Annotated in this window: 22 protein-coding genes and 1 pseudogene; 7 read left to right on the top strand and 16 right to left on the bottom strand. The window is 67.7% G+C overall.

Annotated features, from left to right (window positions below):
* Nucleotides 1–129 precede the first annotated feature (129 nt).
* Genes NV348_RS33285 through NV348_RS33275 form a run of 3 tightly spaced genes read right to left on the bottom strand, consistent with a single transcriptional unit; the run spans nt 130 to nt 1,315 of the window.
* Nucleotides 130–528 carry a hypothetical protein gene (locus tag NV348_RS33285; RefSeq protein WP_447150449.1) on the bottom strand — a complete coding sequence of 133 codons (399 nt, stop codon included), beginning with the start codon at nt 526–528 and terminating at the stop codon, nt 130–132.
* A complete protein-coding gene (locus NV348_RS33280) occupies nt 525–716 on the bottom strand; it encodes a hypothetical protein (protein WP_447150448.1) in 192 nt (63 codons plus the stop codon). The genes NV348_RS33285 and NV348_RS33280 overlap by 4 nt, the downstream gene beginning before the upstream one ends.
* On the bottom strand, nt 713–1,315 hold the full coding sequence (locus NV348_RS33275) for a hypothetical protein (RefSeq protein WP_447150447.1): 603 nt from the start codon (nt 1,313–1,315) through the stop codon (nt 713–715). Before NV348_RS33275 ends, NV348_RS33280 begins: the two co-directional genes overlap by 4 nt.
* Before the next feature lie 261 nt (nt 1,316–1,576).
* Between NV348_RS33275 and NV348_RS33270 the strand changes: the two genes are divergently transcribed.
* The 3 genes from NV348_RS33270 (at nt 1,577) to NV348_RS33260 (ending at nt 7,014) form a co-directional block, all read left to right on the top strand.
* On the top strand, nt 1,577–2,026 hold the full coding sequence (locus NV348_RS33270; RefSeq protein ID WP_447150446.1) for a hypothetical protein: 450 nt from the start codon (nt 1,577–1,579) through the stop codon (nt 2,024–2,026).
* Between the two features lie 526 nt (nt 2,027–2,552).
* Entirely contained in the window at nt 2,553–3,809 is a 1,257-nt protein-coding gene (locus NV348_RS33265) for a hypothetical protein (RefSeq protein WP_447150445.1), read from the top strand.
* Between the two features lie 169 nt (nt 3,810–3,978).
* Complete coding sequence (locus NV348_RS33260; protein ID WP_447150444.1) at nt 3,979–7,014, top strand: Tn3 family transposase; 3,036 nt, start codon at nt 3,979–3,981, stop codon at nt 7,012–7,014.
* A 137-nt stretch (nt 7,015–7,151) separates the two neighbouring features.
* Here NV348_RS33260 and NV348_RS33255 read toward each other — a convergent pair whose 3' ends face one another.
* From NV348_RS33255 to NV348_RS33230, 6 genes are all read right to left on the bottom strand, one after another.
* Nucleotides 7,152–7,634, bottom strand: coding sequence for a hypothetical protein (locus NV348_RS33255; RefSeq protein WP_447150443.1), 483 nt, complete (start codon nt 7,632–7,634; stop codon nt 7,152–7,154).
* A 15-nt stretch (nt 7,635–7,649) separates the two neighbouring features.
* Nucleotides 7,650–10,055, bottom strand: a complete 2,406-nt coding sequence (locus tag NV348_RS33250) for an LGFP repeat-containing protein (RefSeq protein WP_447150442.1) — start codon at nt 10,053–10,055, stop codon at nt 7,650–7,652.
* 115 nt (nt 10,056–10,170) lie between these two features.
* On the bottom strand, nt 10,171–11,070 hold the full coding sequence (locus tag NV348_RS33245; protein ID WP_447150441.1) for a tyrosine-type recombinase/integrase: 900 nt from the start codon (nt 11,068–11,070) through the stop codon (nt 10,171–10,173).
* Between the two features lie 158 nt (nt 11,071–11,228).
* Entirely contained in the window at nt 11,229–11,474 is a 246-nt protein-coding gene (locus tag NV348_RS33240; RefSeq protein WP_447150440.1) for a hypothetical protein, read from the bottom strand.
* A gap of 50 nt (nt 11,475–11,524) precedes the next feature.
* Nucleotides 11,525–12,154: a maltokinase N-terminal cap-like domain-containing protein gene (locus tag NV348_RS33235; RefSeq protein WP_447150439.1), complete on the bottom strand. Its 630-nt coding sequence runs from the start codon at nt 12,152–12,154 to the stop codon at nt 11,525–11,527.
* Nucleotides 12,155–12,176: 22 nt separating this feature from the next.
* Nucleotides 12,177–13,478 carry a S8 family serine peptidase gene (locus NV348_RS33230; RefSeq protein WP_447150438.1) on the bottom strand — a complete coding sequence of 434 codons (1,302 nt, stop codon included), beginning with the start codon at nt 13,476–13,478 and terminating at the stop codon, nt 12,177–12,179.
* 365 nt (nt 13,479–13,843) lie between these two features.
* Between NV348_RS33230 and NV348_RS33225 the strand changes: the two genes are divergently transcribed.
* A complete protein-coding gene (locus tag NV348_RS33225) occupies nt 13,844–15,553 on the top strand; it encodes a glycoside hydrolase domain-containing protein (protein ID WP_447150437.1) in 1,710 nt (569 codons plus the stop codon).
* Between the two features lies 1 nt (nt 15,554).
* Here NV348_RS33225 and NV348_RS33220 read toward each other — a convergent pair whose 3' ends face one another.
* The 3 genes from NV348_RS33220 to NV348_RS33210 form a co-directional block, all read right to left on the bottom strand.
* Nucleotides 15,555–15,743, bottom strand: coding sequence for a hypothetical protein (locus tag NV348_RS33220; protein WP_447150436.1), 189 nt, complete (start codon nt 15,741–15,743; stop codon nt 15,555–15,557).
* 10 nt (nt 15,744–15,753) lie between these two features.
* Entirely contained in the window at nt 15,754–16,737 is a 984-nt protein-coding gene (locus NV348_RS33215; protein ID WP_447150435.1) for a coiled-coil domain-containing protein, read from the bottom strand.
* 1,155 nt (nt 16,738–17,892) lie between these two features.
* Nucleotides 17,893–18,222 carry a carbohydrate-binding module family 14 protein gene (locus NV348_RS33210; protein WP_447150434.1) on the bottom strand — a complete coding sequence of 110 codons (330 nt, stop codon included), beginning with the start codon at nt 18,220–18,222 and terminating at the stop codon, nt 17,893–17,895.
* A 393-nt stretch (nt 18,223–18,615) separates the two neighbouring features.
* On the opposite strand from NV348_RS33210, the gene NV348_RS33205 reads away from it, so the two are divergent.
* Nucleotides 18,616–18,780: a hypothetical protein gene (locus NV348_RS33205; RefSeq protein WP_447150433.1), complete on the top strand. Its 165-nt coding sequence runs from the start codon at nt 18,616–18,618 to the stop codon at nt 18,778–18,780.
* 3 nt (nt 18,781–18,783) lie between these two features.
* Here the strand turns inward: NV348_RS33205 and NV348_RS33200 are convergent, their stop codons facing one another.
* Complete coding sequence (locus tag NV348_RS33200; RefSeq protein WP_447150432.1) at nt 18,784–19,488, bottom strand: DUF998 domain-containing protein; 705 nt, start codon at nt 19,486–19,488, stop codon at nt 18,784–18,786.
* Nucleotides 19,489–19,527: 39 nt separating this feature from the next.
* On the opposite strand from NV348_RS33200, the gene NV348_RS33195 reads away from it, so the two are divergent.
* Both NV348_RS33195 and NV348_RS33190 read left to right on the top strand, forming a co-directional pair.
* Entirely contained in the window at nt 19,528–20,238 is a 711-nt protein-coding gene (locus tag NV348_RS33195) for a TetR/AcrR family transcriptional regulator (RefSeq protein ID WP_447150431.1), read from the top strand.
* Between the two features lie 140 nt (nt 20,239–20,378).
* On the top strand, nt 20,379–20,915 hold the full coding sequence (locus tag NV348_RS33190; RefSeq protein WP_447150430.1) for a TerD family protein: 537 nt from the start codon (nt 20,379–20,381) through the stop codon (nt 20,913–20,915).
* 58 nt (nt 20,916–20,973) lie between these two features.
* Here the strand turns inward: NV348_RS33190 and NV348_RS33185 are convergent.
* From NV348_RS33185 to NV348_RS33175, 3 genes and pseudogenes are all read right to left on the bottom strand, one after another.
* Nucleotides 20,974–21,972 (bottom strand): annotated as a pseudogene (locus NV348_RS33185) (DUF1254 domain-containing protein); the annotation flags it as partial.
* Nucleotides 21,973–21,996: 24 nt separating this feature from the next.
* Nucleotides 21,997–23,466: a multicopper oxidase family protein gene (locus NV348_RS33180; protein ID WP_447150429.1), complete on the bottom strand. Its 1,470-nt coding sequence runs from the start codon at nt 23,464–23,466 to the stop codon at nt 21,997–21,999.
* The gene (locus tag NV348_RS33175) at nt 23,466–23,762 is read right to left on the bottom strand and encodes an SHOCT domain-containing protein (protein WP_447150428.1); all 297 of its coding nucleotides are present in this window, start codon (nt 23,760–23,762) and stop codon (nt 23,466–23,468) included. The genes NV348_RS33180 and NV348_RS33175 overlap by 1 nt, the downstream gene beginning before the upstream one ends.
* Nucleotides 23,763–24,013: the final 251 nt, after the last annotated feature.

The following is a 24,013-nucleotide window of genomic DNA, read 5'->3' as shown; positions in this document are numbered from 1 at the left end:
GCCTGCGGCCAGCAGCGCTATCTGATCGCAGGATAGCTCGGTTCAGGCTCGTTTCCCGGTCACCACACCGCGCCTCGATGGTCGCGGGCTGCCGAAATGGCGGCCGGTTCGGGGCGATCGGTGCCCGGCTCATGTCTGGTCGACCAGGACGTACTGGTTGGGGTCGGCGAACCGGTCGGCGGACAGGATCGCTTGGCCCATCCGGTCGCGGCCGGGCTGGTGGGAGCGGCAGATCGCCAGGACGCGGCCACCGGGTTCGGGCCACACGTAGTCGATTTCGAGTCGGCGGCAAGGGCCGGTCAGTTCGTGCCAGGTCTGGCCGTAGGCGAGGCGGCGGCCGTCTGGCAGCGGGTAGGAGGCCAGTCCTCCGCGCCACACGGCGAGCGCGGCCGCGACAGCGTGCTCGGGGTCGGCGGCCCCGGCGAGCAGCTGTCGCAGGATCACCTTGCGCTGCCCCTCGTCGGCGGCAAGGTACTGCGCGCCCAGGTCCGCACCGAACTCGTGGTCGTCTCGGTAGTCGCCGGTCATGACCCTGCCCCGCCGGTCTGGCGGCGCTTGTTCTCCATCGCACCGAGCAGGAACTGTACGGGCGACAGCTCGACCGGATTCGCCTCGGCGAGTGCGCGGTTCAGCATGCGGCGGGCGGTGTCGCGTTCGCCGTCGGTGGCGCCGCGGTCGGCGAGGGCTTGCAGGCGGGCGATGCGTTCGGTGCTCATCGGGCCGTGCTCCGGACGAGCTCCCACGGTGCACCGCCGCGCACGGTGGTGATGGCGCCGGTGCCGATCTCGTCGTGGCCGCGGTACTCGACGTCGACGTCGAAGCCGTAGGCGTCGCCGAACCTGATCACCGCGCGGGGCCAGTAGATGGTGTCGGGGGTCAGGACGCCCTTGACGACGCCGATCAGCGGCAGTCCCCGCTCGACGACCTCGGCGGCGTTGGCGGCGCCGATCCTCCAGACGGCCACGATCGCGCGGGCGCGTTCGGTGGCGGTCAGCCCGGCGGTGTTGTGGTGGTCGTATCCGGCATAGCGGCTGAACAGTGTCGGTGGCAGGGACCGCACGTCGTAGAGCGGGTCGGTGCGCTCACCGAGAGGCCCGAGGGACACCTGCAGGTAGTCGAACGGCAGGACGGGCCGGTAAGGGTAGCGGGCGAGGAAATCGGCCAGCTCGTCGGCGTCGATGCGCCGGTGGGCGCCGGTGCCGTGGTCGATGAGGATGCCGGTCGCGGTCAGCGCGGGCAGGAAGTGCTTGTCGGGGTGGTAGCCGGTGCGGTCGGCGACGATCCACGCGACATCGGAGCTGGTCAGGAGGGGCACGAGGACCAGCGTAGCAAAATTCCAACGTTATTTGCCAACGAATCATGGAAACGATGACGGGCAACGTGATACGTTGACATTCGGGCCGCCGCCCAGTTCCCGGCCGGGCTTCATTTCCACTTGCGCTAACGCACATTGACGCAAGCAAGATTTCAGAAGTCCCTGATAGACAGCGGTTTTCGGTACGCTGCCCCAGGTCCGACGCGACCCGCAGCGGCGACCCCACCTAATCATCGACAGCTCTCGCTGAAAGGCACCACGATGCTCACCACCGAGCCTGACCACCCCGGCGTCGATCTGTATCTCGTCGACGGCCGCGGTGTCGCGATCCCAGCGTTCCCTGACACTGGTCCGCGCACGGAGGAGATCTATCGGTATCTGCCCGGTGATGTCCGAACTGCCTTCGCCGTAGCCGGACTCGGGCACTCCAGCACGCCCCCGCCTCCAGTGCAAGAGGACGATTACGAAGGCGACGTGGCCTACGCCGCCCGGGAAGCCACACGGCTGCAGGCGGTGAACGGGGACGGCATCGCCCTGCACAAGATGACCGGCACTGACCCCGGAGGCTGGTGGGTCACCGCCGCCGAATGCGCCCAAGCTCTCGACGGCTGGGCGGCGGCCGGGTCTCCTGAGCTGCCCGGCGACGACCTGGCGCCGTTCCTCACCCGCGCCGCCGCTGGCGACGGATTCCGCGTCTGGCAGGCGTATTGACCGGCGGGTCCTGGCCGCCGTCTCGTCTCCTCCACCACCACCCAGGTGCTCAGACCGGGCGGTTCACTGTTCTGACTCCGGATAAGTGCATTTGTCCGGAGTTACACCAAAAAATTGTGTGTGAGAACATCCCGGGGCGCGAGGGTGGCGGTGGGAGGGAGGTTTTCGGCCGGATTCGGTAGCCACAGATTCGCCGCAAGGCGGAATTACATCCGTGGGACTCGCAACACCTTGTGTTGTTCCAATCTGTCGGGCACAACATCTAGACTTGAGGTGGATCGCCAGGGCGATCCACCGGACTACAGGAAACCCCTGGAAAACGCCGAGGCCCTAGCCGGGTATCGGAACCGGCAGGGCCTCGAGGTGTCTTGGACGACCACCCCGATGTTACGTCACGTGGGTTAACGCGGCGCGTTGAACCAAAGTGACCCTTTGCTCAGTTCCTGCTTTCCGGCGACACGCCTCTCCTCGGCGTACCCGGTTCCACGATGTCGGCGACCCACCGCCGGAACGGAGCAAGAACACGATGATGAGCGACGAGCAGGACAATCCGCTTCCTTCGCTGGAGTTGGTCACCACCGATGTGGTGGCGACGCCGAGCCCGGCGGCGATGCCGCCGGGCTCGGAGCTGGCCTCGGTCCTTCGCTCCCTCCCGTCTGCCATGCAGGCGTTGCTGGGCGTCAACCGGCACGCGCTGGCCACCTTGGATCTGACGGTCGCGGCCGCCCGCACGATCACCGATGACACCGACGAGCGTTCGCTCGATGACCGGTTTGCGTGGTTGCCTGCGGCGCTGGCCGAGCTCGACCCCGACGGTGGGGTCAACGAGCTGCTTGCCTGGCTCAGCGACATCACCACCCGCGACGCGGTCATCGGGCGCATCCGGCGCCTCAAGGACGGCTCCTGGCGGCGGTTCCTGCGCCGGCTGCTCGGTGCCGCACTCTACGACCGGCTCGCCGTGGCGGGCCGCGCCGACGGTGAAGTTGTCGGTGAGGCGGTGCAGTGGGCCAGCGAGCGGATCAAGCCGTTCGCGGTCGCGTTCGACGACTGCATGCGCCCGCTGCCTCCCGACGAGATGCGGCGGCTGGTCGGCATCGACGGGCTGCCCGCGAGCTCGACGCTCGAGACTCTGCTCAAGCTCGATGGTGCTGTCGCCAAGCTCATGGCGCTGCGGCGCGAGGACCCCGCGACCGACCTCGTCGAATCCCCTTCTGCGGCGGGCCATCTGCCCGACCTCGTCGAGGAGCTGCGGACCGCGACGTCGGGTCCGACCCGGCAGGCGCTCGGTGAGCTCAACGGTCTGCTGGGCCGCAAGCTCGAAGGTGCCCGCGCGGCGTTGGAGTCCTCCCCCGACGGGGTCTCGCAGGCGGCGAACTCACTGGTCGAGTTGATCGATCGGATGCTGCGCACCGCGTTCTCGCCGGCGGAGGTGCTCGACTGGCTCGCCGCCACCGGCCGCCAGGGCAAGCTGTACGTGCACTACGTCGGCGACAACCGCGACACCCCCCGACCGACCAAACGCGCTGAGGCCTTGTGCTTCGTCTACGGCGGCCAGGTGACCGCCCCCTCGTCGGTGCTGGAAGCACTGGGTGAAGCCGTGCCTGCCATGCGCAACGAGCTGCAGAAGCTCAAGCATGCCGACACCGCGGTCGAAAGCGAGGTCGTGAAGGTACGCAACCTGACCTACAGCGTCGAGGCCTTCATCACCCTGGTCGTCCGGATCGGTTGGGCGATCATGGGAGCCGATCGGATCGAGGAAATCCGCCGCCGATTCGCGGCGTAGAACCCGCAGGGCGAAGCGATCGACGGCACCGCGGTCGATCGCTTACCTCCGGCCCCGGCGGCTCGCTTCCAGGACCGGTCCTACTAGGGGGTTGAGGAACATCCGCGAGGAAAGTCACGCTTAGCCGACAGGGTGAATCCTGTTGTTGTGCTGGTGATTTTATGTCGTCGTGACTGATGAGGGTGTGCCCGGTTACGGGCGTTTCGGTGCGTTGTCTCGCGTGGAACTCGAACGGTTCTGCTACCTCGATGACGAGGACCGCAGATTGATCGCGGCGCGGAGACGCGACTACAACCGGCTCGGGTTCGCCGTACAGGTGGTGACCGTGCGCTACCTGGGGATGTTTCTGGCCGATCCGGTCGCTGTCCCACCGGAACTGATCGCCTACCTGGCCGAACAGCTTGACATCGCTGACCCGTCATGCTTGGGCGAGTACATGGTGCGACGCACCACGAGGTTCGAACACCAGGCCGAGATCGTGACCTCCTACGACCTAGTCGCATTCGCCGACGCGGAAGCGGAGCTGGCGGCGTGGATCGCGGATCAGGCGTGGATCACCGGTGACGGGCCGAAAGCGATCTTCGACGGCGCGGTGGCCTGGTGCCGGGCCCGGCGCGTGCTGCTGCCGGGAGTGACGACGTTGGAGAAGCTGGTCGCGACCGGGCGGGAAGCGGCCGAGCAGCGGTTGTGGGCGCAGTTGGCTGGGCAGCTCTCGGGATCGGCGACCGGGACACTGCTGGGGTTGCTCGAAGTCCCGGCAGGCACGAAACAACGGGTCAGCGAGCTGGATCGGCTGCGTAAGGGAGTGTTTCGGCCGTCATCGAAAGGGATGCTGGCCGCGCTGGAACGGGTCGGGGACCTGGCGGTCGCAGGGTCTGTGGGGGTGGATGTGTCGGCGGTGCCGCCGCGGCGGCTGCTGGGGTTGGCCCAGCACGGGCTGTCGGGCAAGGCGAGCGGGCTACGGCGGATGAGCCGTGAGCACCGGCTGGCGGTGCTGGTGGCCACGGTGTCGGTGCTGAGCGCCCGCGCCGCCGATGACGTGCTCGAGTTGTTCGACCTGCTGATGACCACCGAGCTACTGTCCAAGGCCGAACGCGAGTCCAAGGACGAGAAACTGCGCCGCTATCCACGAGTCTCGCGCAACGCCGGTCGCCTGGCCGAGGCGGTCGGGGTGCTGCTGGAAATGGTCGAGATCGACCAGGATGTGGCGCTGTCGGTGGTGTGGGACCTGATCGAGACGAAAGTGACCGGCGCCGAGCTGCGTTCGGCGGTCGCGGTCATCACCGAGCTCGTTCCGGTCGGTGACGCCGAGCTCGACGGACAGCGTGCCGAGGAGCTGGCCGGCCGCTTTGCCACGGTGCGCCCGTTCCTACCCAGGCTGATGCGCATTGTCAGCTTTGGCGCGACCGCCGACGGTGCGCCTGTGCTGGCCGCGATGAAGACCCTGGCCGAAATGATGTCGGTGAAATCACCGAAAGTGGGTGCGCGCTGGTTCGATGCGCGCCGCGTCGATCATGATCTGGTCGGTGGGGCGTGGTCGCGGCTGGTGTATCCGGAGGGTCGACCGGACGAGACCGTGGACCGGGCCGCCTACACGTTCTGTGTGCTCGAACAGTTCCACCGACACCTCAAGCACCGCAACATCTTCGTCGAGTCCTCCTCGAAGTGGCGCGATCCCCGCGCGCACCTGCTGGCCGGGGCGCACTGGGAGACTGCGCGTGAGGCCGGGCTCAATGCCCTCGGCCTGCCAGGCGAGGCGACGGCGATGCTGGCTACCCACGCCGAAGCGCTCGACGCCGCGTTCCGCGAGGTCGCCGAGCGCCTGAACGCCGACACCCCGGCCACCGTCGATGACGAAGGCAAGCTGCACGCCACGGCGCTGGTCGCGGTACCGGATCCGCCGAGCCTGACCGACCTGCGGCGCCGGGTGGAGGCGATGCTGCCGCGCATCGACCTGCCGGAGCTGGTGTTGGAGGTGATGTCGTGGCAGCCCGGTTTCACCGAGGCGTTCACCCACGCCTCGGGCAACCCGGCCCGGGTCGCCGATCTGGGCTTGTCGGTGGCGGCGGTACTGTGCGCGCACGCGATGAACGTCGGCTTCGCCCCGGTGACCAGCCCCGGCGTGGAGGCGCTGACCCGCGACCGGCTCCATCACGTCGACCAGTCCTACATCCGGTTCGACACACTCGCCGCGGCCAACGTCGCGCTGATCGAAGCACAGGCCCAGATCCCGCTGGCCCAGGTGTGGGGCGGAGGCTTGGTGGCGTCGGTGGACGGGTTGCGGTTCGTGGTGCCGGTGCGCACCATCCACGCCCGCCCCAACGCGAAGTACTTCGGCCGCGGACGTGGAATCACCTGGCTGAACATGATCAACGACCAGGCTGCCGGCCTTGCCGCCCAGGTGCTCTCGGGCACCCCGCGTGACTCATTGCACGCCGTCGATGTGGTGCTGCGCCAACAGGGCGGCACGGTGCCGGAGGCGATCATCACCGACGCCGGCTCCTACAGCGACATCGTGTTCGGGCTGCTGCACCTGCTTGGGCGCCAGTACAGGCCGCAACTGGCGAACCTGCCCGATCAACGGTTGTGGCGCATCGACCCGGCTGCGGACTACGGGCCGCTGGACAAGGCCGCTCGCGGCCGCATCGACTGCGACCGGATCGAGCGGCATTGGGAGGACATGTGCCGGATCGCGGTTTCGATCCATACCGGCGAAGTCTCCGCCCACGAGGTGACGCGGATGATCTCCCGCGACGGGCAACCCAGCTCGCTCGGGCACGCGGTCGCGCACTTCGGGCGGATCTTCAAGACCTTGCACGTGCTGCGCCTGGCCGACGACGAACCCTACCGGCGCGAGATCAAGGCCCAGGCCAACCTCACCGAGGGCCGCCACGACCTCGCCCGGCGGATCTTCCACGGCCGTAAAGGCGAGATGACGCGCACCTACTACGAAGGCATGGAAGACCAGCTCGAAGCGCTCGGCCTGGTGCTGAACTGCGTCGTGCTGTGGAACACCGTCTACATGGACCGCGCCCTGACCGAGCTGCGCGCCCAGCACTACCCGGTCGACGACGCCGACACCACCAGGCTCTCCCCGTTCATCCGCTCCCACATCGGCATCGACGGCCATTACAGCTTCCACCTGCCCGATCTGGGAGGAAAACACCGGCCACTACGTGATCCGGACGCTCCCGACGACGAGTGAGCCCGGCCCCTCGCGATTGTCGACCGAATCTGTGGATCGCTGGCTACTGGTCGATATGACCGCAGACGAGTTTGGTCGACGGCCGCGCACGCTCCGGGCCCGCTGCGCTGCTGCAGCGGGCCCGGAGTTGGTGTTGCTCAGGTGGTTGCTTCGTTCCAGATGTGCAGAAGCAGGTGAACATCGACCGGGACCGACCGAGGCTCGTACCCCGGTGCCGACGCTGAATACGGCTCGTGCGGGCCGGCCACCTCGAAGAGGCGGACGTGGACCCGCGCGGGCCCCGGCGGGGTCAGATCGATCGCGAGCTCACCTTGACATTCCTCGTAGTAGCTGGAGCCGACATACTGGCGCCCCAGCTCGGTGAGATAGCTGGCCTCCTCGACGAACTCGGCGCCGACGGGTTCTGGAGGGAACCCGCCCTCGCCGACGACGACACTGACGCGGCCGAGGTTGCCGTGGCTGCGGTCGCGGCCGGTGGAGATCGCCAGTGCGCCGACTCCGGGCCGTAACCGGTGCTCGCCTTCCCAGGAAATGGTCTTGGGCTGCGAATCGAGCGCACGATCGAGCAGGTAGATCAGTCCACCGTTGTCGTAGTCGACGATGTCGGTCAAGGTCACCATCGGGTCCTCCAACTTTCACAACGACGGGTCTGCGCGGACATAGAACTGGTCACCGTCCATGACCCGGTTCTCGTAGTAGAAGGTCGCGATCACATCCGCTTGCTTCTGATTGGCGTCCACGGGTGTCTTCGGCACCATACACACGCTGTACCCGTTGGTTCCGGTGCGTGAGGGCTCCACGCGTGGCGGGTCGGTGATCTGGCAGCCGGAGAAGGTTCGACCGTTGGCCGGCAGCACGACGTTCGGCGGTTGCGCAGCCCCTTGATAGGTCGAGCGGAAGGGGTACTCGTCGCAGGTGAAGTTCGGCGTCGAATACCGTCCGGACGGACATGCCCGGTTGCCGTTGCGATCTTTCTGAATTTGATCCGTCATTCGGCTCAGCGCACCGGTCGAGTAAGCCCGAGGCGCGCCGGGTAGTCCGGACTGCTGAGCTTGCCGGACGTGGTCGGCGATGGTGCTCAGGTCCGGGTCCGAGGCGAAGTCCATCACCGGCATCCGCGACGGGACGATGCAGCCCTGCGACGGCAGGCCGGCCGAGATACCTGGTCGACCTGTGTCGTTGTCGCACCGGATCTCCGGGGTCATGCTCCAGATCGACAGATCGCCCGGCTCAATTTCACCCGCACCCGGCGAGGCGAAATCGAAAGTCGATTCCGAGATCATGGTCATGACCTGATTCGGCGAGAGCCCACCGGGCCCGAACTCGTAGAAGCCGAAGATCTGGCCACCCTGTGGCAGCGGCTCGTTGATGATCTCGTCGTGCACGGTCACCGGGCAGGGAATCGTTCCCTGGCAGGGAGCATCACCGGTGACGGTGATCTGCCCGGAGGCCTTCTCGACGGTGAACCGCACCCGGTAGTCGACCTTCGTACCGTTGTGGTGGGTGATGAGCTCCTGTTCGAGTTTGCCCGAGGCGTAGGCGGCGATCCCGGCGGGCTTTCCATCGACGTAGCGGTTGATGACGACTGTGAACGGGTTGACCGCGCACGCATACAGCCGGTCGACCTGCCAGTACGCTTCCTGCGGAACCGTGCCAGCCAGCACCGCGGCCTTCTTGCTCGCATAATCGCGGTCACAACCGGGCTTGAGGGTGATCGGATCGGCGAACGGTGCCGGGGCCGCGGCGCAGCCGCGCAGTACCGGGTCCGGAGTCGGGTCGATCGCGGGTGCCTGATAGCAGCGGTTCCAGGCCGTGCTGCCGGGCCGCAGGCCCAGACCGGTCCGGTGAGCAGCATCCGGGGCGTAGTCGCCCCCTCCGGGAACGGGATTCTGCACCGCGTCTTCGTCGGCTCCGTCGCCGCCGGTGAGAGGATTGGGTACACGGATGGCGCCCTGCTGGAAATCCTGCTCTCGACTGTCGGCCAGAGCGGTGGTGCCGCGTTCGTCACCGATCGGGTATCCGAACATGCCGGCCTCGTACTGTTCGCTGCCCCACTCGATTTCGATTTGACCGGCGACCGGATGCGCCCCTGTTGACGGTGACCAGTAGATGCGGCCGTGTTCGAACTTGTTCATCCGGCCTTGTCCGTCGGGCAGGAGAGTCTCGTCAGAGGTCGGGTAGCCGAGCCAGCCACCTTCCCAGCCGGTTTCGCCCCACTTGTCACGGATCGCGCCGCCGACGAAATACGCTTCGTTGAGCTTCCAGTAGATGGTGCCGCCGTCGAAGTACTGGCGCCGGCCGAGACCGTCGGGGTTGACGATCTCGTCGGAGGTCGGGTAGCCGAGAACGCCGCCCTCCCAACCGTTGCGCTGCCAGCACGCATAGAAGTGATTCACCACCGGATGCGCACCACCCCATGGCGACCAAAAGATCGGACCGTTCTGGAAGACGGTCCGTTTCCCGATCCCGTCGGGCTGCGTCAGTTCATTGGTCGTCGGCCACAACAGGAAGCTGCTCGGACCGCCGAGTTCGTTGTATTTGTCCTTGATCGCCCCACACACCTCGTACGGCGCCGGCCAATAGACCTGACAGTCCGCGGCCGCGAAGGCCGTGCCGCCCGGTTGGGCTGTGGCCTCCATCGTCTCGGCCTTATCCGCGTCGGCCTTGGAGAAGCCACCCGGAACGTCCTCGCGGTCCGAGCGCATCTTGCCGGGAACGACAGTCGCGTTGGGGTTTTCGGTGGGAGCCCAATCTCCATCAGCGGGCTCACGCTCTACCGACGATGGAGTTGGTGCCGATGGCGAGGATGGGCTCGTGCTCGACGGCTGCGCCGCCACGGTTCCAACAGCGATCGTCCCGGAAACTGCCAGAACTGCCACAGCAATCGCGGCCGCGAACCTCGGTGGCGAACTGCGCCCTGACCGGTTTCGGCGCGAAATTCGAGGTAGAAGCATGTCAACCCTCCCTGTAGAGCGAAAAACATTGCCGTTGAGAGCAATCCAGCAACGCTGGCGAATCACCCCCTGCATCCAGTCGAACATACGTTCGGCGCATTTCGGGCAACGTTATAGACACTCGTCCAGGATGTTTCCTGCCCGTTACCTGCCCCGCGGGCCGACTCGCACCCGAGCGCCCGCCCACCCTCGCTGGAAGTGTTCAGCGAACGGAGCGTCGCCTCGCCGCCGGATCGCTGTCGGCCTGAAACCGGCGAAGCCCTTCGTCGGAGACACGCGCGTATTTCGCCAGGCTTCGGACCGAGGTGTGCCCGGACAGCTTCATCAACACCGGCGTCGACGCCCCATCCTCCGCAGCATGGGTGAGCCGCGAGTGCCGTAGCTGATGCAGCGTGTACGGGCCGCCGTCGAAGGCGGTCGTGTGTTCATCGAACAGCTCCGCCGCACGCCGGTACGACAGCCGCGCCCGACCGGTTACCGGGTCGACGTCGTTGACCGCGACCGAGGGACGAGCCTTGCGGTCGGTGAGGAACAGCGGGCCGGACTTGCGGTCGGCCAGCATCCTCGGAAGGAGCCGGGCCGTGCCGGTCTGCCAGGCGATGACCTCACGCGCACCGCCCTTACGGGTCACCACCGCACACCGGTTACCGGTGTCGAGATCGCCCACATCCAACATCAGCACTTCCTCGGCACGGGCCGCCGATTCGTAGAGCAGATGCCACAGCACCCGCTCTCGAAGCCGCGCATCCGATCCCAGAATCTGCGCGACCCTCTCACGGCTCAACGCCTTGCTGTTGTCACCAGGCGCGGGCCGGGCCCGCAACCGAATCAGCGGATCACCGACCAGCCACTGCTGTTCACGCCAGTACACGACCGCTGAACCCAACGCGGTTAACCGGATATTGAACGTCTTGGCCGACTTCGCGCCCCACACGTAGGTGAACCAGCCGCTGACCCGGTCCGGTTCAGAACCCAGCGCCGCCACATCGGCATCAGCGCCGAAATCGGCCACCAGGCGATCCAGCGCCACCGCGTACGTCGCGCGGGTGTTTGGCACCGCGATGGTCGCCAGATAGATCCGCACTGCGTCGGCCAAACGCACACCCGCCGCCGACCGCGGAAGCGTTCGAACTCGCCCCATCACGCCTCCCACAGCACTACCGCACATAGTTTCCCGAGTCGCCGATACATGGAAGGCCCATCGCGCCAGGACGACTCAGCAGTTACCGCACATAGTATGTCACTATATGCGGTAACTGCTTAGCGTGACTTTTCTCGCGGATGTTCCCGGACTGCCGTCACCGTCATCGTCCGGTCGACGGTATGCCCGACGACCCGGTCGCCGTCGACCGCCACCAGTGACCGCTCGACCGGAAACAACTCCCACCGATACGGGAGCTCATCCGCCCCGTACCGCATCCCGAACCCGGTCTCCTGCAATCCGGTGATCGCGTCCGCGTCCGCACTGGTAGCCGACCGCACGGTGATGCTCTTCGCCGATGCCATCCCCGTACCCTCCCATGTCGGCCCGGCACCACACATCTCATTTTTCGGGACTAACCCGGAAGCAGAGTCACCAGCTCGACCGCATCCTGTTCTCGGCCGCCCAGTTGGTAGGGCGCGGCGACGGATCCCGGCGCACCGGACGGTCTCCCCACGGGTGAACGAGGAAACCGCAGGACAGCGCCCGCGGAACCGATCGGCACCTCGGTCGCCGTGTCACCGTCGACCGCGGCACCGATGTGGACTCCCGCCGTGACGCTGTCGGCCGGTGTGACCAGCACCGACAGGTCGGGCGCGTCGCTGTCGTTCTGAGCCTGCGCCACCACCCGCCCGTTCAGCAGTTCCACCACCGCGGCGATGGCGACCGGATCGGCGGTCCCGTCGTAGATCCACCGCCGACCGAGCACCCCGTGCTCAGCGGTCCCCAGCAGCGCACTGCCGGCCTCGGGCAGCGGAGCGCCGCGATAGGTCAGCGGCACGCTGTACAGCACCGGATCTGCGGCGGAATCGTCGACGACCAGCAGGAATTCGATGCCGACCGCGCCAGCGGGATCGTCGAGCCGGAACCCACCCGCCTTGTGCAGGCGCGGCGCCCGACCCCGATACCACGGTCGCCGGGGCAAGAGTTCCTCGATCAACGCGACTTTGCCCGGAACCAGCGTGGTCCGGTGGATGACGGCCATACCGAAGGCTACCCGTGTTCGGTCATCGCCCGCAGATCCGGCAGGGAACCGATGCGCTGGGTGACCGGACGGCCCGGCGCCGCGGTTTGAGGTGAGCCGGTGGCGCGCAGCAGTTCCCGGATCCGGTCCGGGGTCGCCCGGCCGGGGCCACCTCGCGGCCCCAACCCTGGACATCGAGGCGGGCGCCGTAGTTGGAGAACGGGAGCCGTGACCGCGCTGGCCCGTGGTCACGGCCGTGCAGGCCGGGCGGGGGTGCGCCCGCACCGACCAGCACGGCGCCGGAGTCGGTGCCGCCACCGCGGAACGGGTTGTGCCAGGTGGCGGGGAAATCGCCGGGACGCGCGTCATAGACGGGGTCGTCGAGATTCTCGTTGCCGTTGCCCGCGGCCTCCACCACGACGATGCCGCGCCCGACGGCGTAGCGAATGGCGGCGAAGTCGTCGGGCCACCATTCGACGGCGATGTAGCCGCGCTGATCAGGCTGGCCGCGGTAGTCGAATCGAGGTCCGGGACGGTGCAATTCGATGAGCAGGACGTCACCGGGGTCGAGGGTGTCGGCCGCCGAGCGGATCGCGGTGGCCGAGCCGATCCCGAAGATCGAGATCGCCCTGATGTGCGCCTCGGGCGCGATACCGGTGACGCCGAACGCGGTGAGGTCGCCACTGATCTCCCCGGCGACGGCGGTGCCGTGATTGCGCCAGCCGAGATCGGCCGAGGAGGTGCCGCCGATGACGCCGCCCTGGTTCTGCCGCAGGTCCTCGTGGGTGAACCGCCAGGCGCCCTCCACGTCGATCACCCGCACCCTGGTCCCGAGCCCACCGGGCCGGGTATGCGCCCAGGCCGCGTCGATCCCCGTCGGTGCCGCGTCGAGATAGCCCTGCCTGACCCGGAAGTCGGGAGTGACCGCGGGCGCGTCCGGCGCGACGACGTGCTCCGCCAGCGGCGCGAGCGGCGGCTCGGCGGCCGGTTTCACATAGGCCGCGGCGACGGTGTCGTCCTGCCGCAATCGCTCCGCGAGCTCGGCGAGGTCACCCACCGGCCCGCGCACGGTGTAGTAACTCAGGTACTCCCCCGCCGTCGGCGCCTGCGGCGTCTCGGCCAACCGCGCGGCCAGCCGATCGGCCGGCCCGAAGATGGGCACCAGGCGGGTGCCGGCGGGCAGCAGTTCCTCGACACGGGCGCGCACGGAACGGTTCTCCCGCAGCGCGATCGGCGTGATCTCGGTGCCGGTCGCGGTGGTGAGGACAACCAGTTCGGCCGGCGACACCGCGGGGCCGGGCACCCCTGGTCGCCGCTGCCTGCTGGGTCGAGCGGTGGAAGCCATGGCTATCAGTGAACAGGGCGCGGGGCCGAGCCGCTACCGTTGTGCCGCAACCGGATTCGCGACACGCCGCGCCTGTCCGCGGCAACGCGCCGACCACACCCGCGTCACGACGAGAACCGTCGTTTCGCACAGCCCCCGCATACGCCCCGATTCCGCCCGCGTTTGCCGGTCGGCCCGGCCGGGTACTGTCCCGATTGTCAGCGAATCCCGGTGCGGTGCTGCGTGTTTCGCTTAGAATGGGTGCAGGGTGAGATCCTCGGGCACCCCGGTGCCGATTCTCGGGTACCAGCGTAACCCTGCAGCCGTCGCGCGGGGTGCGAGCGTGAACCATGCCATCGGATATGCAGTCATGCAGGGGGTCAACCATGTCCACAGCTGTCGATTTCGCCGCCCGTCTCATCGATCCGGCCGCCATTGTCGCGGCCGGCCACTCGGCGGTCCTCGCCTATGTCGCACCGAGTAGGCCCGGCGCGAATTTCGGCGCCAAACCGATCACCGCCGACTATGCCCGCGCGTTGACGGCCGCCGGACTCGACATCGTGTCGATCTGGCAGTACGGCAAACCCGGCGATCCCACCCCGTCGGACTGGACCACCGGTGTCGACGGTGGCAGGCGCATGGCCGAACAGGCACTGGCCACCCACCTGAGTCTCGGCGCACCCCGCCGGGCGCCGATCTTCTTCGCCGTCGACGAGGACATCTCCTTGACCCAGTGGAACAGCACCGCCGTCGAGTTCTTCCGCGGCGTCAATGCCGTCCTCGGCACCGAATGGACCGGCATCTACGGGCATTCCCGGGTGTGCGCCTGGGCGATCGAGGACGGTGTCGTCGGTGGTCGCGGCGGCTTCAGCTGGGTGTGGCAGACCCGTGCCTGGTCGGGCACCGAGCGCGAGCCACGCGCCGTGCTCTACCAGCGAGTGATCGACACACCGAGCAACCCGGGCCCGATCATCGACGGCACGCACGTCGATGTCGACGACATCCTCGCTCCCGATTTCGGGCAGTGGAGCCTGGACCGCTCCGTGGCGATCCCGGAATTCACCGAACTCGACCGGCTCGGCCCGTCGCATTCCGCCCGCGACGGTGCCAGGGTCACCAACTTCATCCTGCACACCCAGGAGGGCAACGGCAGCGCGGAATCGCTGGCGGCCTACCTGAACAATCCGGCCAACGGCGTCTCCTACCACTACACACTGCGCGACGCGGTGCTCGTACGAGTCGTGCCCGAAGAACTCGCGTCCTGGTCGGTGCTGTCGGCCAATCCGTTCACCGTGAACCTGTGCTTCGCGGGCAGCCGGGTCGCCTGGTCACGCCAGGACTGGCTGTCCATCGACGACGACCTGCGCATCGCCGCCTACATCGCCGTCCGCAGCGCGCACCGGCACGGTTACCCGGCCGACGTGATCGCTCCCGACTACCACGTCGCCGACGGCATCACCGACCACCACTATGTGACCAGGGCACTCGGCATCGGCAGTCACACCGATGTCGGCCCGAACTTCCCATGGGACGTCTTCGCAGCGCACGTCGCCGAGTTCGCCGGCACCGCCCCGAACGCCATCGACGACCGCGCCGCGGCGTCCCCGTGGCTGGGCGCGCGACGGACCGTCGGTGAGATCACCACACCGGACGGGGTGGGCCGGTTCGCCGAGTTCGAGCACGGCTACGTCTACTGGCACCCGGCCACCGACGCCCACGCCGTCCCCACGGCGATCATGACCAAGTACGCCGAACTGGGCTGGGAGGCAGGACCGCTGGGCTACCCGATCGCCGAGCACACCGAACTCCCCGACCCGCGCGGCACCGGCCCCGGCCTCGCCCAGGCATTCCAGGGTGGCACCGTCTATCGGCGAGCCGGTCAGCCCGCCTATCGCGTGCACGGCGCGATCGGTGCGCGCTGGTCGGCGGCCGGGTTCGAGAACGGCCAGCTGGGCTGGCCCGCCTCCGATGAGATCACCCACGACGACGGCAAATACCAGGAGTTCGAGTTCGGCCGCATCTACTGGGTCCCCGACCAGATCGTGGCGCTCCGCAACTCCGGCGACCCCGACACTCCGCTCGCTCGCCCGGCTTAGGTCAGGACAACAGGATCGCGAGGGTGGTGGCGCCCGCACCGAGAATCAGGGCCGCCACCACCAGGATCGCGATCAAGCGGATCCGCGGTGACGGCCCCGTGTAGGTGTCCTCGTCCTCGTTCAGCATCGCGGCGAGGTCTACGGCGGCGAACTCGCGGGTGGACTCCAACGGTCCCGGCTGGTCGGTCATGGCGCTGACGCTAGTCGAGTGCGCCGCCCACCGCGCCGGATAGCCGGTTCGCCTCGGCGGGCGATCGGGTGGTGGCCAGTAGTTCGTCGAGTTGCCGTTCGGCGCGTTCGGCGCGGGCGAGGGTCTGGGTGCGCGCATCGTCGAGCGCGGCGAGCCGTTCCGAGGTCTCGGCCCTGACCCGGTCCAGTGCGGCCGCCGATTCAGTGCGCCAGGTCTCGGCGTCGGCGACCGCGGTGCGGCGCAGGTCGGCGAGTTCGGCGCGCGTGCGATCGAGTTCGGCGCGGGTCGCTTCCAGTTCGGTTCTGGCCCTGCGCCATTCCTCGCGTGCCTCGCTCGCGGCTTCCACCCGTTCGGCGGCCGCCGCTTCGGCCCGCTCGGTGGCCCGGTCGGCATCGGCGGCCCGCTGCACCGCCAGGTCGCGTTCGGCCTGTGTCGCGTTGACCCGGGCCTCCGACTCGCGACGAACCTGCGTGATCTCGGTATCGGCGCGCTGTTCGGCCCGCGTCGTCTGATCGGCGGCTTCCTGCCGGATCCGTTCGATCTCCTCGGCTGCTTCCCGCTGCGCCGCACGCACATCGGCCTCGGCCGCACTGCGCGCCGCGAATACCTCGTCGGCGGCCTGTTTCGTCAGCCGTTCCACCTCGGCCAGTGCCTCGTCGCGCGCCGCGTGCGCTGCGGCAATCAATTGTTCGGCGTCCTCCGCCGCGCCGGCCGCGTCCTCGGCCGCTGATTCGGCGAGGGCACGGGATTCCTCCGCGTCCCGGCGCGCCTGTTCAGCGGCGACCGCCTTCATATCGGCTTCCGCGATCCGCCGTGCGGCATCGGCCTGTACCGCCTGGACCTGGGCCTCGGCCACCGATGGGTCACCGAGCGTCGACAGTTCCGCGACGGCGGCATTCAATGTCGTGCCCAATTGCTCGGCCAGGCCCCGGAACTGACCGAGCAGTTCATCCGCGCGCAGCCGCGCCACGGTCACCGGACCCTGAGCCGTCACAGTGACGGTTTCACCCCCACTCTCCGACTCCTGCTGTAGGCGTTGCCTTTCCCGCCACGCTCGCCATCGGGTGTGGTCCGGGTGGTCGCAGTATTCGGAGGGACGACCCGGGCCGCCGCCGCGGGTGATGGGACGGGCACAGCCCGGATAGTTGCAGACGCTCGACACGGAAGAATCGTAACGTTGGTTTCGTCAATCACCTACGAATTAGACGAAACGAAAACCGTGTCGCCCCTTCGGGACTCGAATCGCAGACATCCACCGCTGACCGCCGATAAGTGAACATTATCGGCGGTCAGGTGCGCGCTCAGGTTCCGAATACCTCGAACTATTTTCGTTTGCGTTTGGTCGCGCCCAACGTAACGTAACTGCTACAGAACACCCGAAAAACTGGGAGCGGTGGTACGTCCGTACCGTTTTCGAGTCGCGTGAGAATGTAGTGCCGAGACCTCGGGAAACGGCACTACTTGTCAGCAGCAGTCCGCACAAGCCGTCGAGGCCCGCCACCCGGGCGCACGTCGCCAGCGGGTCGAGGGCAGCGGCACGCAATGACGATCGCGGGCGTCCACCCGCCACGTTCCGTGCTGGCACGTAGTCACGCGATAGGTTCCACGGATTCCCCCGACCAGTGGTTTCGCCATGATTCATGGTGACCGCACAACACCGGCTGCCCCACCCGGAGGCTAGCTGTCGGCGCGCCGCTGAAGCAGGATGCGGCCGATGTCGTCGCGAACGACGGCGGACGCTGCGGCGACAAGACTGCTCGGTTGTGGCGCGGTGGGGTCGTCGTAGAACTCGGTGCGCGTCGTCTGCTCCGCCTTCCGCCGGTCGCGATTGCCAGACCGCGTCGAAACCACCGGCGTGGGTGTCGAACAGGCCACCGTCGGCGGTACGGCGCAGGTGCCAGGACGCACCGTGTGCGTTCACGCCCCACACATGGGCATACATCAAGGCCAGACGGCAACGGGATTCGACGCCGTGCCCGAGTTTCTCTTCCCGGCCCCGCTGTTGGACGTCGGCGCTGCCGGGCATCCACTCCCGGCAGCACGAGCCGCGGTCCTCGATGCGATGCGCGTTGTCGTCGGGTATCCGGGAACGTCGGCGAGAAAAAGTCGCGCTAAGGGTCATCGCCGATGCGTGAGAGCAGCAGGCACCTTATCGGGCTATACGTGCTCGACCTTCCACGGCTGTCTTTCTGTGGTCGGCCACCGCGCCGGCGTTGGCCGGCCAATCGCAGTACTGCCCCTTCTGGTTCCAGTTCAGGCCACTCGGACAGCTGTGCACGGTCGGAACGTTGTTCGAGCACTCGACGTACTTCGTCACGTCTCCGGGATAAGGGAAGAGCCCGTCGGGTTCGGGACAGTGGAAGGCGGCGATGTCGAGCCTGGTGTCCTCCGCGAGAGCCGACGACGCGGCAACGAGCGTGAGGGCGGAACCGAGCAGCAGTCCGGCTGCCGGCAAAGCGAGAACACGGGTGAGTCGCATGGTCGTCTCCTTCAGGTTCTCTGTCGAGTCGATCAGGATGTCCTCGGCTACCTGTGGCTGGCTCGTACCTCCTGCTGCCGAGGAGTTGATGCACCTTCGAGACACTCGGGCAGAGCGAACCTACACAATGTGCGGTGGTTCGAGAGACGAACACACGCCGAGGCCCTCGTCCAGGCAGACCGACCGCGGGTCGCGGGCTCGCTCAGTACCTGGGCACCGGTCGACGAAACCGGCCACGTGGGACCGGTAGTCGCGCTCGTCCCGCACCCGGACGACGACCTGTACGCCGATGTCGCGGGGCACTCACTGCGGTGGCCGAGCCGGAACCCTCGGTGATCGACGTCGATGGGGCGCTGAATTCGCCCCTTCTGGAGGTCGCCGAGCGGATCGTCCGTGACGGCGGCGCTGCAACTGTCGGCCACCCTGCTCACCAGCGCCGCCATCCTGGCCGAGCAGACCAGGTACCTGGACGGCGTGCTGCCGATGCTGGTCTACCCGCTGCCGGCGATCGTACTGCTCGTCAAGCGCCGCGGCAGGTACGGCTGTCCGCGATCGTAGGTACTAGACTCGCGGCCGAACCGCCTGCGGCACTCGATCTTCCAGCGGCGTCTCGGCACTGCCGGGCTCTCGGTCGACTCGAGTCCGCACGCGGATCGCGAACACGATCTGCCAGATCCCGATGAACAGGGTGGGCAGGCGTTCGAACAGGCCTGCCTGCGAATCCGCGCCTTCGACGGTTCCTTCGAACGCTGCGAAGAACGCGCCGACCGCGACCAGAGACAGCACTGCCGTGGCGATCGAGAAGGCGGACCAGCCGCGGAAGGGGCGGCCCGCGGCAGCGAACGCTGCCACCGGAAACGCCAGGAACACCACCAGCGCACCCAGGCTGTGCACGGTCCCGATCGGGGTCACGGTGTCGGGCTCACCCGCAGGGAAGCCGAGCGCCGGGTCGGTGGGGAACACGCCGATGAGGATCAGGCCGATTCCGGCGACGAGCAACGAGACGTATCCCGAAGTTCGGATGGCCTCGAACCGCCGGAGGGCTTCGGCGAAGCACAGGGTCAGCGTCCCGTAGACAACAAAGTTCGCAACCTGGATCCAGCCGTGCGGGGCGATGCTGAGGGTGCTGATCGTGTCGTGCGTGGAGTCGTAGTCCGGCTGCATCGCGCCGTTGACGAGATAGGTCAGGACGAAGACGACTGGACCGGCCGTGCCCGCCACCAGAAGCGCACGTGTACAACGTATACTCATGTGTACAAGGTACACAGCCGCGTGTACGTTGTATACGCGAAGGAGAGTTCGGGCGTGACTTTCGACTGGGAACGGCTCGCACAGCCCGTGGGCACCTCGGGTAAATCCCTGACCGCGCACCGTATCGCTTCGACGGCGGTGGCCGTTGCCGATATCGAGGGGCTCGACGCCATCACCATGCGTCGCCTTGCCACTGAGCTGGGAGTCGCGCCGATGGCCGCCTATCGCCATGTGGCGAACAAGGATGAGGTGTTGGAAGTGATGGTCGATCTCGTCTACGGTGAGATCGATCTCCCCACCCGGGTCGGCTGGCGCGCGACCCTGCGCGAGCTGGCGCTGGCGGTCCACGCCCTGATCCTGCGTCACCCGTGGCTCACCCGCCTGCCTGCCCAGCAGATGGTCTACGAACTGACCCCGCACCGAATGGCCCTGACCGAGCAGGCGCTGGCCGTACTCGTCGACGACCTCGGCCTGGACCTCGATGCGGCGATGGCCGGCTGTCGTACCGTCTTCACCTACGTCCACGGCGCGACGAGCGCCGAGATCGGCCTCGGCGACCTTGCCGACCATCTCGGGCAGGCAGTCGGTGCGGGCACCCGCGCCGGACTCTCGACGCACATGCGGTGGCTCCTCGGTACGGGCCGCTATCCGACGTTTCAACGCTACATTCTCGAGGCGAGCCACAAGGACGACCTCCAGTGGCAATTCGAGACCGGCCTGAATCAGGTCCTGGACGGAATCGACCCCGATACACCCCCACGCTGAATCAGCGCAGGGCGACGGAACCCGTTCTCCCGAAACGACACCCGGTTCGCGGAGGCTGGATCGGGTGGGGCATGTTTGCGGGTACGGAGGCCGGGGGATCCGAACGGCAACCGCCGCAGCAACCCGACCAGGAGCAGCAGATGCCCGCAGCAGTCCCCCACACCCTGAACCACATCACTCTGGGTCTGGGCTGGGATCCCGTGCGCTCGGGCAAGTTCCGCCGGCGCGCGAAGGACATCGATCTCAACGCGGCCGCGCTGTCGTTCAGCGGCACCGACTTCGTCGACATCGCCTATCACGAACAGCTGACCTCGCGTGACGGCGCCATCCGGCACCTGGGCGACAGTGTCGACGGCGTCGGTGACGGCGACGACGAGCTCATCGTCGCCGACCTGACCCGGCTCGACCCCGCCGTCACCACCATCGTCTTCCTCATCACCTGCTACACCGGCCAGCCCTTCGACCGGATCGAGAACGGATTCTGCCGCGTCCTCGACAGCGTCACCGGCTCCGAACTCGCGCGTATCGACCTGGCGACCGCGCACTCCCACACCGGCCTCGTCCTCGGCACCCTCCACCGCACCGACCGCGACTGGACGTTCACCTACCTCGCCGAGCCGATCACGGCCCAACACGTCGCCGACGCGGTCCCCCACCTCACCGCCTACCTGAACTGATCCGCGCGGCACCCTTCGAGCCGAGCGGTTCTGCGCCGACCTGTTCGCGACGCGCCAACCGGCTCTTGGTGATCGGGGCGACCACATAGGTCTGGTCCAGGACTGCGTTGCCAGGTTCGTACATCCGCAGCACGGGCCGGAACTCGCCCGCGGGCGCGGGCAGCCAGTTCGCTCGAGCCGCGGGATCGGCGGGGGCAGTGTGGCTGATCGTGATGGTGAGGGCGCCGTCGGGGTCGAAGACGATCCCGGGGGTGCGGTCGCCGATCGAGTAGCGGTCGATGGGATTGGCGACCAGGTAGAAGTCCGGGACCGAGTACATGGTGATCGACCAGAAGGCACCCACCGGCGGGGTCGGGTCCAGGCGCAGGGTGTAGGTGTCGGCGCCGGTCAGTTGTTCACCGTCGTCGTCGAGATAGGTCACGATGTAGGCGGCTTCGTAGGCGTGGTTGCCCCACAGGCCGCCCTTGGCCGCGGCGGCGCGTTCGATGATCCGCAGCTTCGGGTCGGCCATCTTGAAGCGCGGGTCGTCGAGTGCGCCGACTTCGAAGTAGTCGAGGTTGTAGTCGAAGGCGTGCAATGTCAGCGTCCAGCCGTTGACCTGCGGGCTGGATCCATGGGTCAACGCGGAATCGAGATCGGGAGTCGGGATGCCGGCCGGGTTGGCGTCGGGATCCAGTGGTGTCAGGGTCGTCGCATCCTGCAGGGCGTGCACAACGGGCAGGTCGGCATCGCCGGTGCAGGCCCACCGGCCCACGATCGAGGCCACGGTGGTCGGAAAGCGGATGACGGTAGCGCCCTGCGGGGCCTGGCCGGTCCATCCCGGCGGGACGAGCAAGAAATCACCGGCCGCGGTGCCGGTGGCGCGGTGCCCGACGTAGGCGAAGTTGTCGGTCCAGGCATCGACGAACTGCAGCACGTAGTAGCGGCCCGCGGTGTCGGGGACGTGCAGCGCCACCGGCCCGACCGACAGGTCGATCTGCGCCATCGAGTACAGGGTGTCGTTGTTGATCGTGACGAAGGTGTCGGCGGGCCGGGCACCTGGAGCCGCGCGGGGATGGCGACGCTCGCACTGGTACGGGGGTCAGCGTGCTTCGATGACGCCCATCATGCCGTTGTCCTCGTGGTCGAGGATGTGACAGTGGTAGACGGTGCGGCCGGGATAGTCGTCGAATGCCACCCGAACCGTCACCCGGTTCCGTGCGGGGACGTTGATCACGTCCTGCCAGATCGGGTCCGCGGCCGGGCCGATGGCGGTAAGCAGTTGCATCGGCCACACGTGCAGATGCATCGAGTGATCCATAGGCGAATCGTTGACGAGGGTCCATTCCTCGACGGTGCCGATCCGCACGGTTCGGTCGATGCGGTCGGGATCGTATTCGCGGCCGTCGATCGTGAATCGCATCCCACCCATGCCCATGCCCATGCCCATGCCGAAGGTGAACGTCCGGGACGCCGCGACCCTCTCGTTTCGCAGGTCACGCGGGACCGGATGCGAGGGCACCGGTGCCATCTGCGCGGCGGAGGGACCGGTGACCTCGACGGTCGCCACGACCACACCCGCCGGATCCTGGGACGGCCCCATCCCGGGCATCCCCCTGTCGCCGCGGCCCATCATGCCCAGCATGCCCCGGTCGACCGGCAGGGCCCGCAGTTGCGAGGATCCGGCCACGGTCGAGACCAGCAGGTCGGCGCGGTTCCCCCCGGCCAGCACGATCTCCTCGACCGGTCTCGGCTGGGCGAAGCGGCCCGAATCCACGCCCATCAACTGCATCTGCTGCCCGTCCAACCGAAGCCGCAGATGTCGGCTGACGCAGGCGTTGACGATCCGCCACCGCTCCCGGGCACCGGGACGGGCCGTGATCGTCGGCCGATTCAGGCCGTTGACCAGTACCAGGTTTCCCTCCCGGCCGAGGACCCGGTCCATCATCGACGCCGACGCGACCGACCCGGAACCATCGATCGTGAGATCGGCGATGACCAGCACCCGCTCCTGCGTGAGCGGCACCGGATCGGTGTCCTCCACCACGATCGCCCCGTACAGGCCGCCGAAGATCTGTTCGGCCACCAGACCGTGGTGGTGCGGGTGATACCAATACACCCCGGGCGGGTGGTCGCCGGGTAGCCGGTATTCGTAGTCGAAGTCGGCGCCGGACTCGATCCGGACGAACGGATTGTCCCCGTTACCGGCCGGGGAGACATGCAACCCGTGCACATGCAGATTGGTCGGCTGAGACAACCGGTTACGCAGCGTCACTCGGATGTGGTCACCGGCCCGCACCCGCAGCGTCGGCCCGGGCACCCCACCGTTGAATCCGAGCCCCCGCACCCAACCCCCGGCAAGCGGGAATCGTCCCTCGGTGGCCTCGAGGGCGAGCGAGAGTTCGCCGTCGGTACTCGCGAGCGTGGCCGGCTCGGACCAGCCGGCGGCGGTTGTCGTTCCGGATCCGGTGCCGCGGCTGCCCTGCCAGGCCAGCCCCACACCACCGACAACGGCGGCCGTCAGACCGAGACCGCCGAGCTGCAATGCCCGGCGCCGACTGATCGGTTCCATCAATCGGCCCCCTCGAGCGTGCGCCGCCGCTCGCGGTACTCCTCGGCATCGATCTCACCACGGGCAAAGCGTTCGTCGAGGATTCCGCGGGCACTCCCCGGTCCCACGGGAGCCGTGGCAGGACCACCGTAGTACCCGGGACCGGCCGCAAGGTGGCCGCCGGGTCCGGAGGGGCCGCGGGACAGCAGCCGGACCGCGACCACGATGAGCAGCACCAGACCGATCAAAAACAACGCACCGAACAGCCACGAACCCCAACCCGCGTTCGTGCCCCATCCACAATTCTCATACGGCATCATCAGAATCTGCCCTTCGCCGACAAATCAGACCGGCCGGTCGCAGCAGCGTTCCGGCCCTGGATCCACAACGTTCCGGCTCTGGACCCAGGATAAGCCCGCGCGCAGGCGCGGCGGCCCACCGCTCCGGGGCAGCCGGCGCGAAGGCAACCATCGGATCCCGCAGTCCACCGAAGTCCTCGCGAGCAGAGCACTTCGGCCCTCTTCGGTCGGTGATCCAGCACGCGAGAATCGGCTGCGCAGTTCCCCTG

The sequence above is a fragment of the Nocardia fodinahabitans genome (genome assembly GCF_052983615.1).
This window is presented reverse-complemented; position numbering and strand designations above follow the sequence as displayed.

What these genes read in the sequence shown, in the direction of transcription:
- NV348_RS33285 (WP_447150449.1), bottom strand. Translation starts at nt 528, where the DNA reads ATGACCGGCGACTACCGAGACGACCACGAGTTCGGTGCGGACCTGGGC.
- NV348_RS33280 (WP_447150448.1), bottom strand. Translation starts at nt 716, where the DNA reads ATGAGCACCGAACGCATCGCCCGCCTGCAAGCCCTCGCCGACCGCGGC.
- NV348_RS33270 (WP_447150446.1), top strand. Translation starts at nt 1,577, where the DNA reads ATGCTCACCACCGAGCCTGACCACCCCGGCGTCGATCTGTATCTCGTC.
- NV348_RS33265 (WP_447150445.1), top strand. Translation starts at nt 2,553, where the DNA reads ATGATGAGCGACGAGCAGGACAATCCGCTTCCTTCGCTGGAGTTGGTC.
- NV348_RS33255 (WP_447150443.1), bottom strand. Translation starts at nt 7,634, where the DNA reads ATGGTGACCTTGACCGACATCGTCGACTACGACAACGGTGGACTGATC.
- NV348_RS33250 (WP_447150442.1), bottom strand. Translation starts at nt 10,055, where the DNA reads ATGTTCGACTGGATGCAGGGGGTGATTCGCCAGCGTTGCTGGATTGCT.
- NV348_RS33240 (WP_447150440.1), bottom strand. Translation starts at nt 11,474, where the DNA reads ATGGCATCGGCGAAGAGCATCACCGTGCGGTCGGCTACCAGTGCGGAC.
- NV348_RS33235 (WP_447150439.1), bottom strand. Translation starts at nt 12,154, where the DNA reads ATGGCCGTCATCCACCGGACCACGCTGGTTCCGGGCAAAGTCGCGTTG.
- NV348_RS33230 (WP_447150438.1), bottom strand. Translation starts at nt 13,478, where the DNA reads ATGGCTTCCACCGCTCGACCCAGCAGGCAGCGGCGACCAGGGGTGCCC.
- NV348_RS33225 (WP_447150437.1), top strand. Translation starts at nt 13,844, where the DNA reads ATGTCCACAGCTGTCGATTTCGCCGCCCGTCTCATCGATCCGGCCGCC.
- NV348_RS33220 (WP_447150436.1), bottom strand. Translation starts at nt 15,743, where the DNA reads ATGACCGACCAGCCGGGACCGTTGGAGTCCACCCGCGAGTTCGCCGCC.
- NV348_RS33210 (WP_447150434.1), bottom strand. Translation starts at nt 18,222, where the DNA reads ATGCGACTCACCCGTGTTCTCGCTTTGCCGGCAGCCGGACTGCTGCTC.
- NV348_RS33190 (WP_447150430.1), top strand. Translation starts at nt 20,379, where the DNA reads ATGCCCGCAGCAGTCCCCCACACCCTGAACCACATCACTCTGGGTCTG.
- NV348_RS33180 (WP_447150429.1), bottom strand. Translation starts at nt 23,466, where the DNA reads ATGGAACCGATCAGTCGGCGCCGGGCATTGCAGCTCGGCGGTCTCGGT.
- NV348_RS33175 (WP_447150428.1), bottom strand. Translation starts at nt 23,762, where the DNA reads ATGCCGTATGAGAATTGTGGATGGGGCACGAACGCGGGTTGGGGTTCG.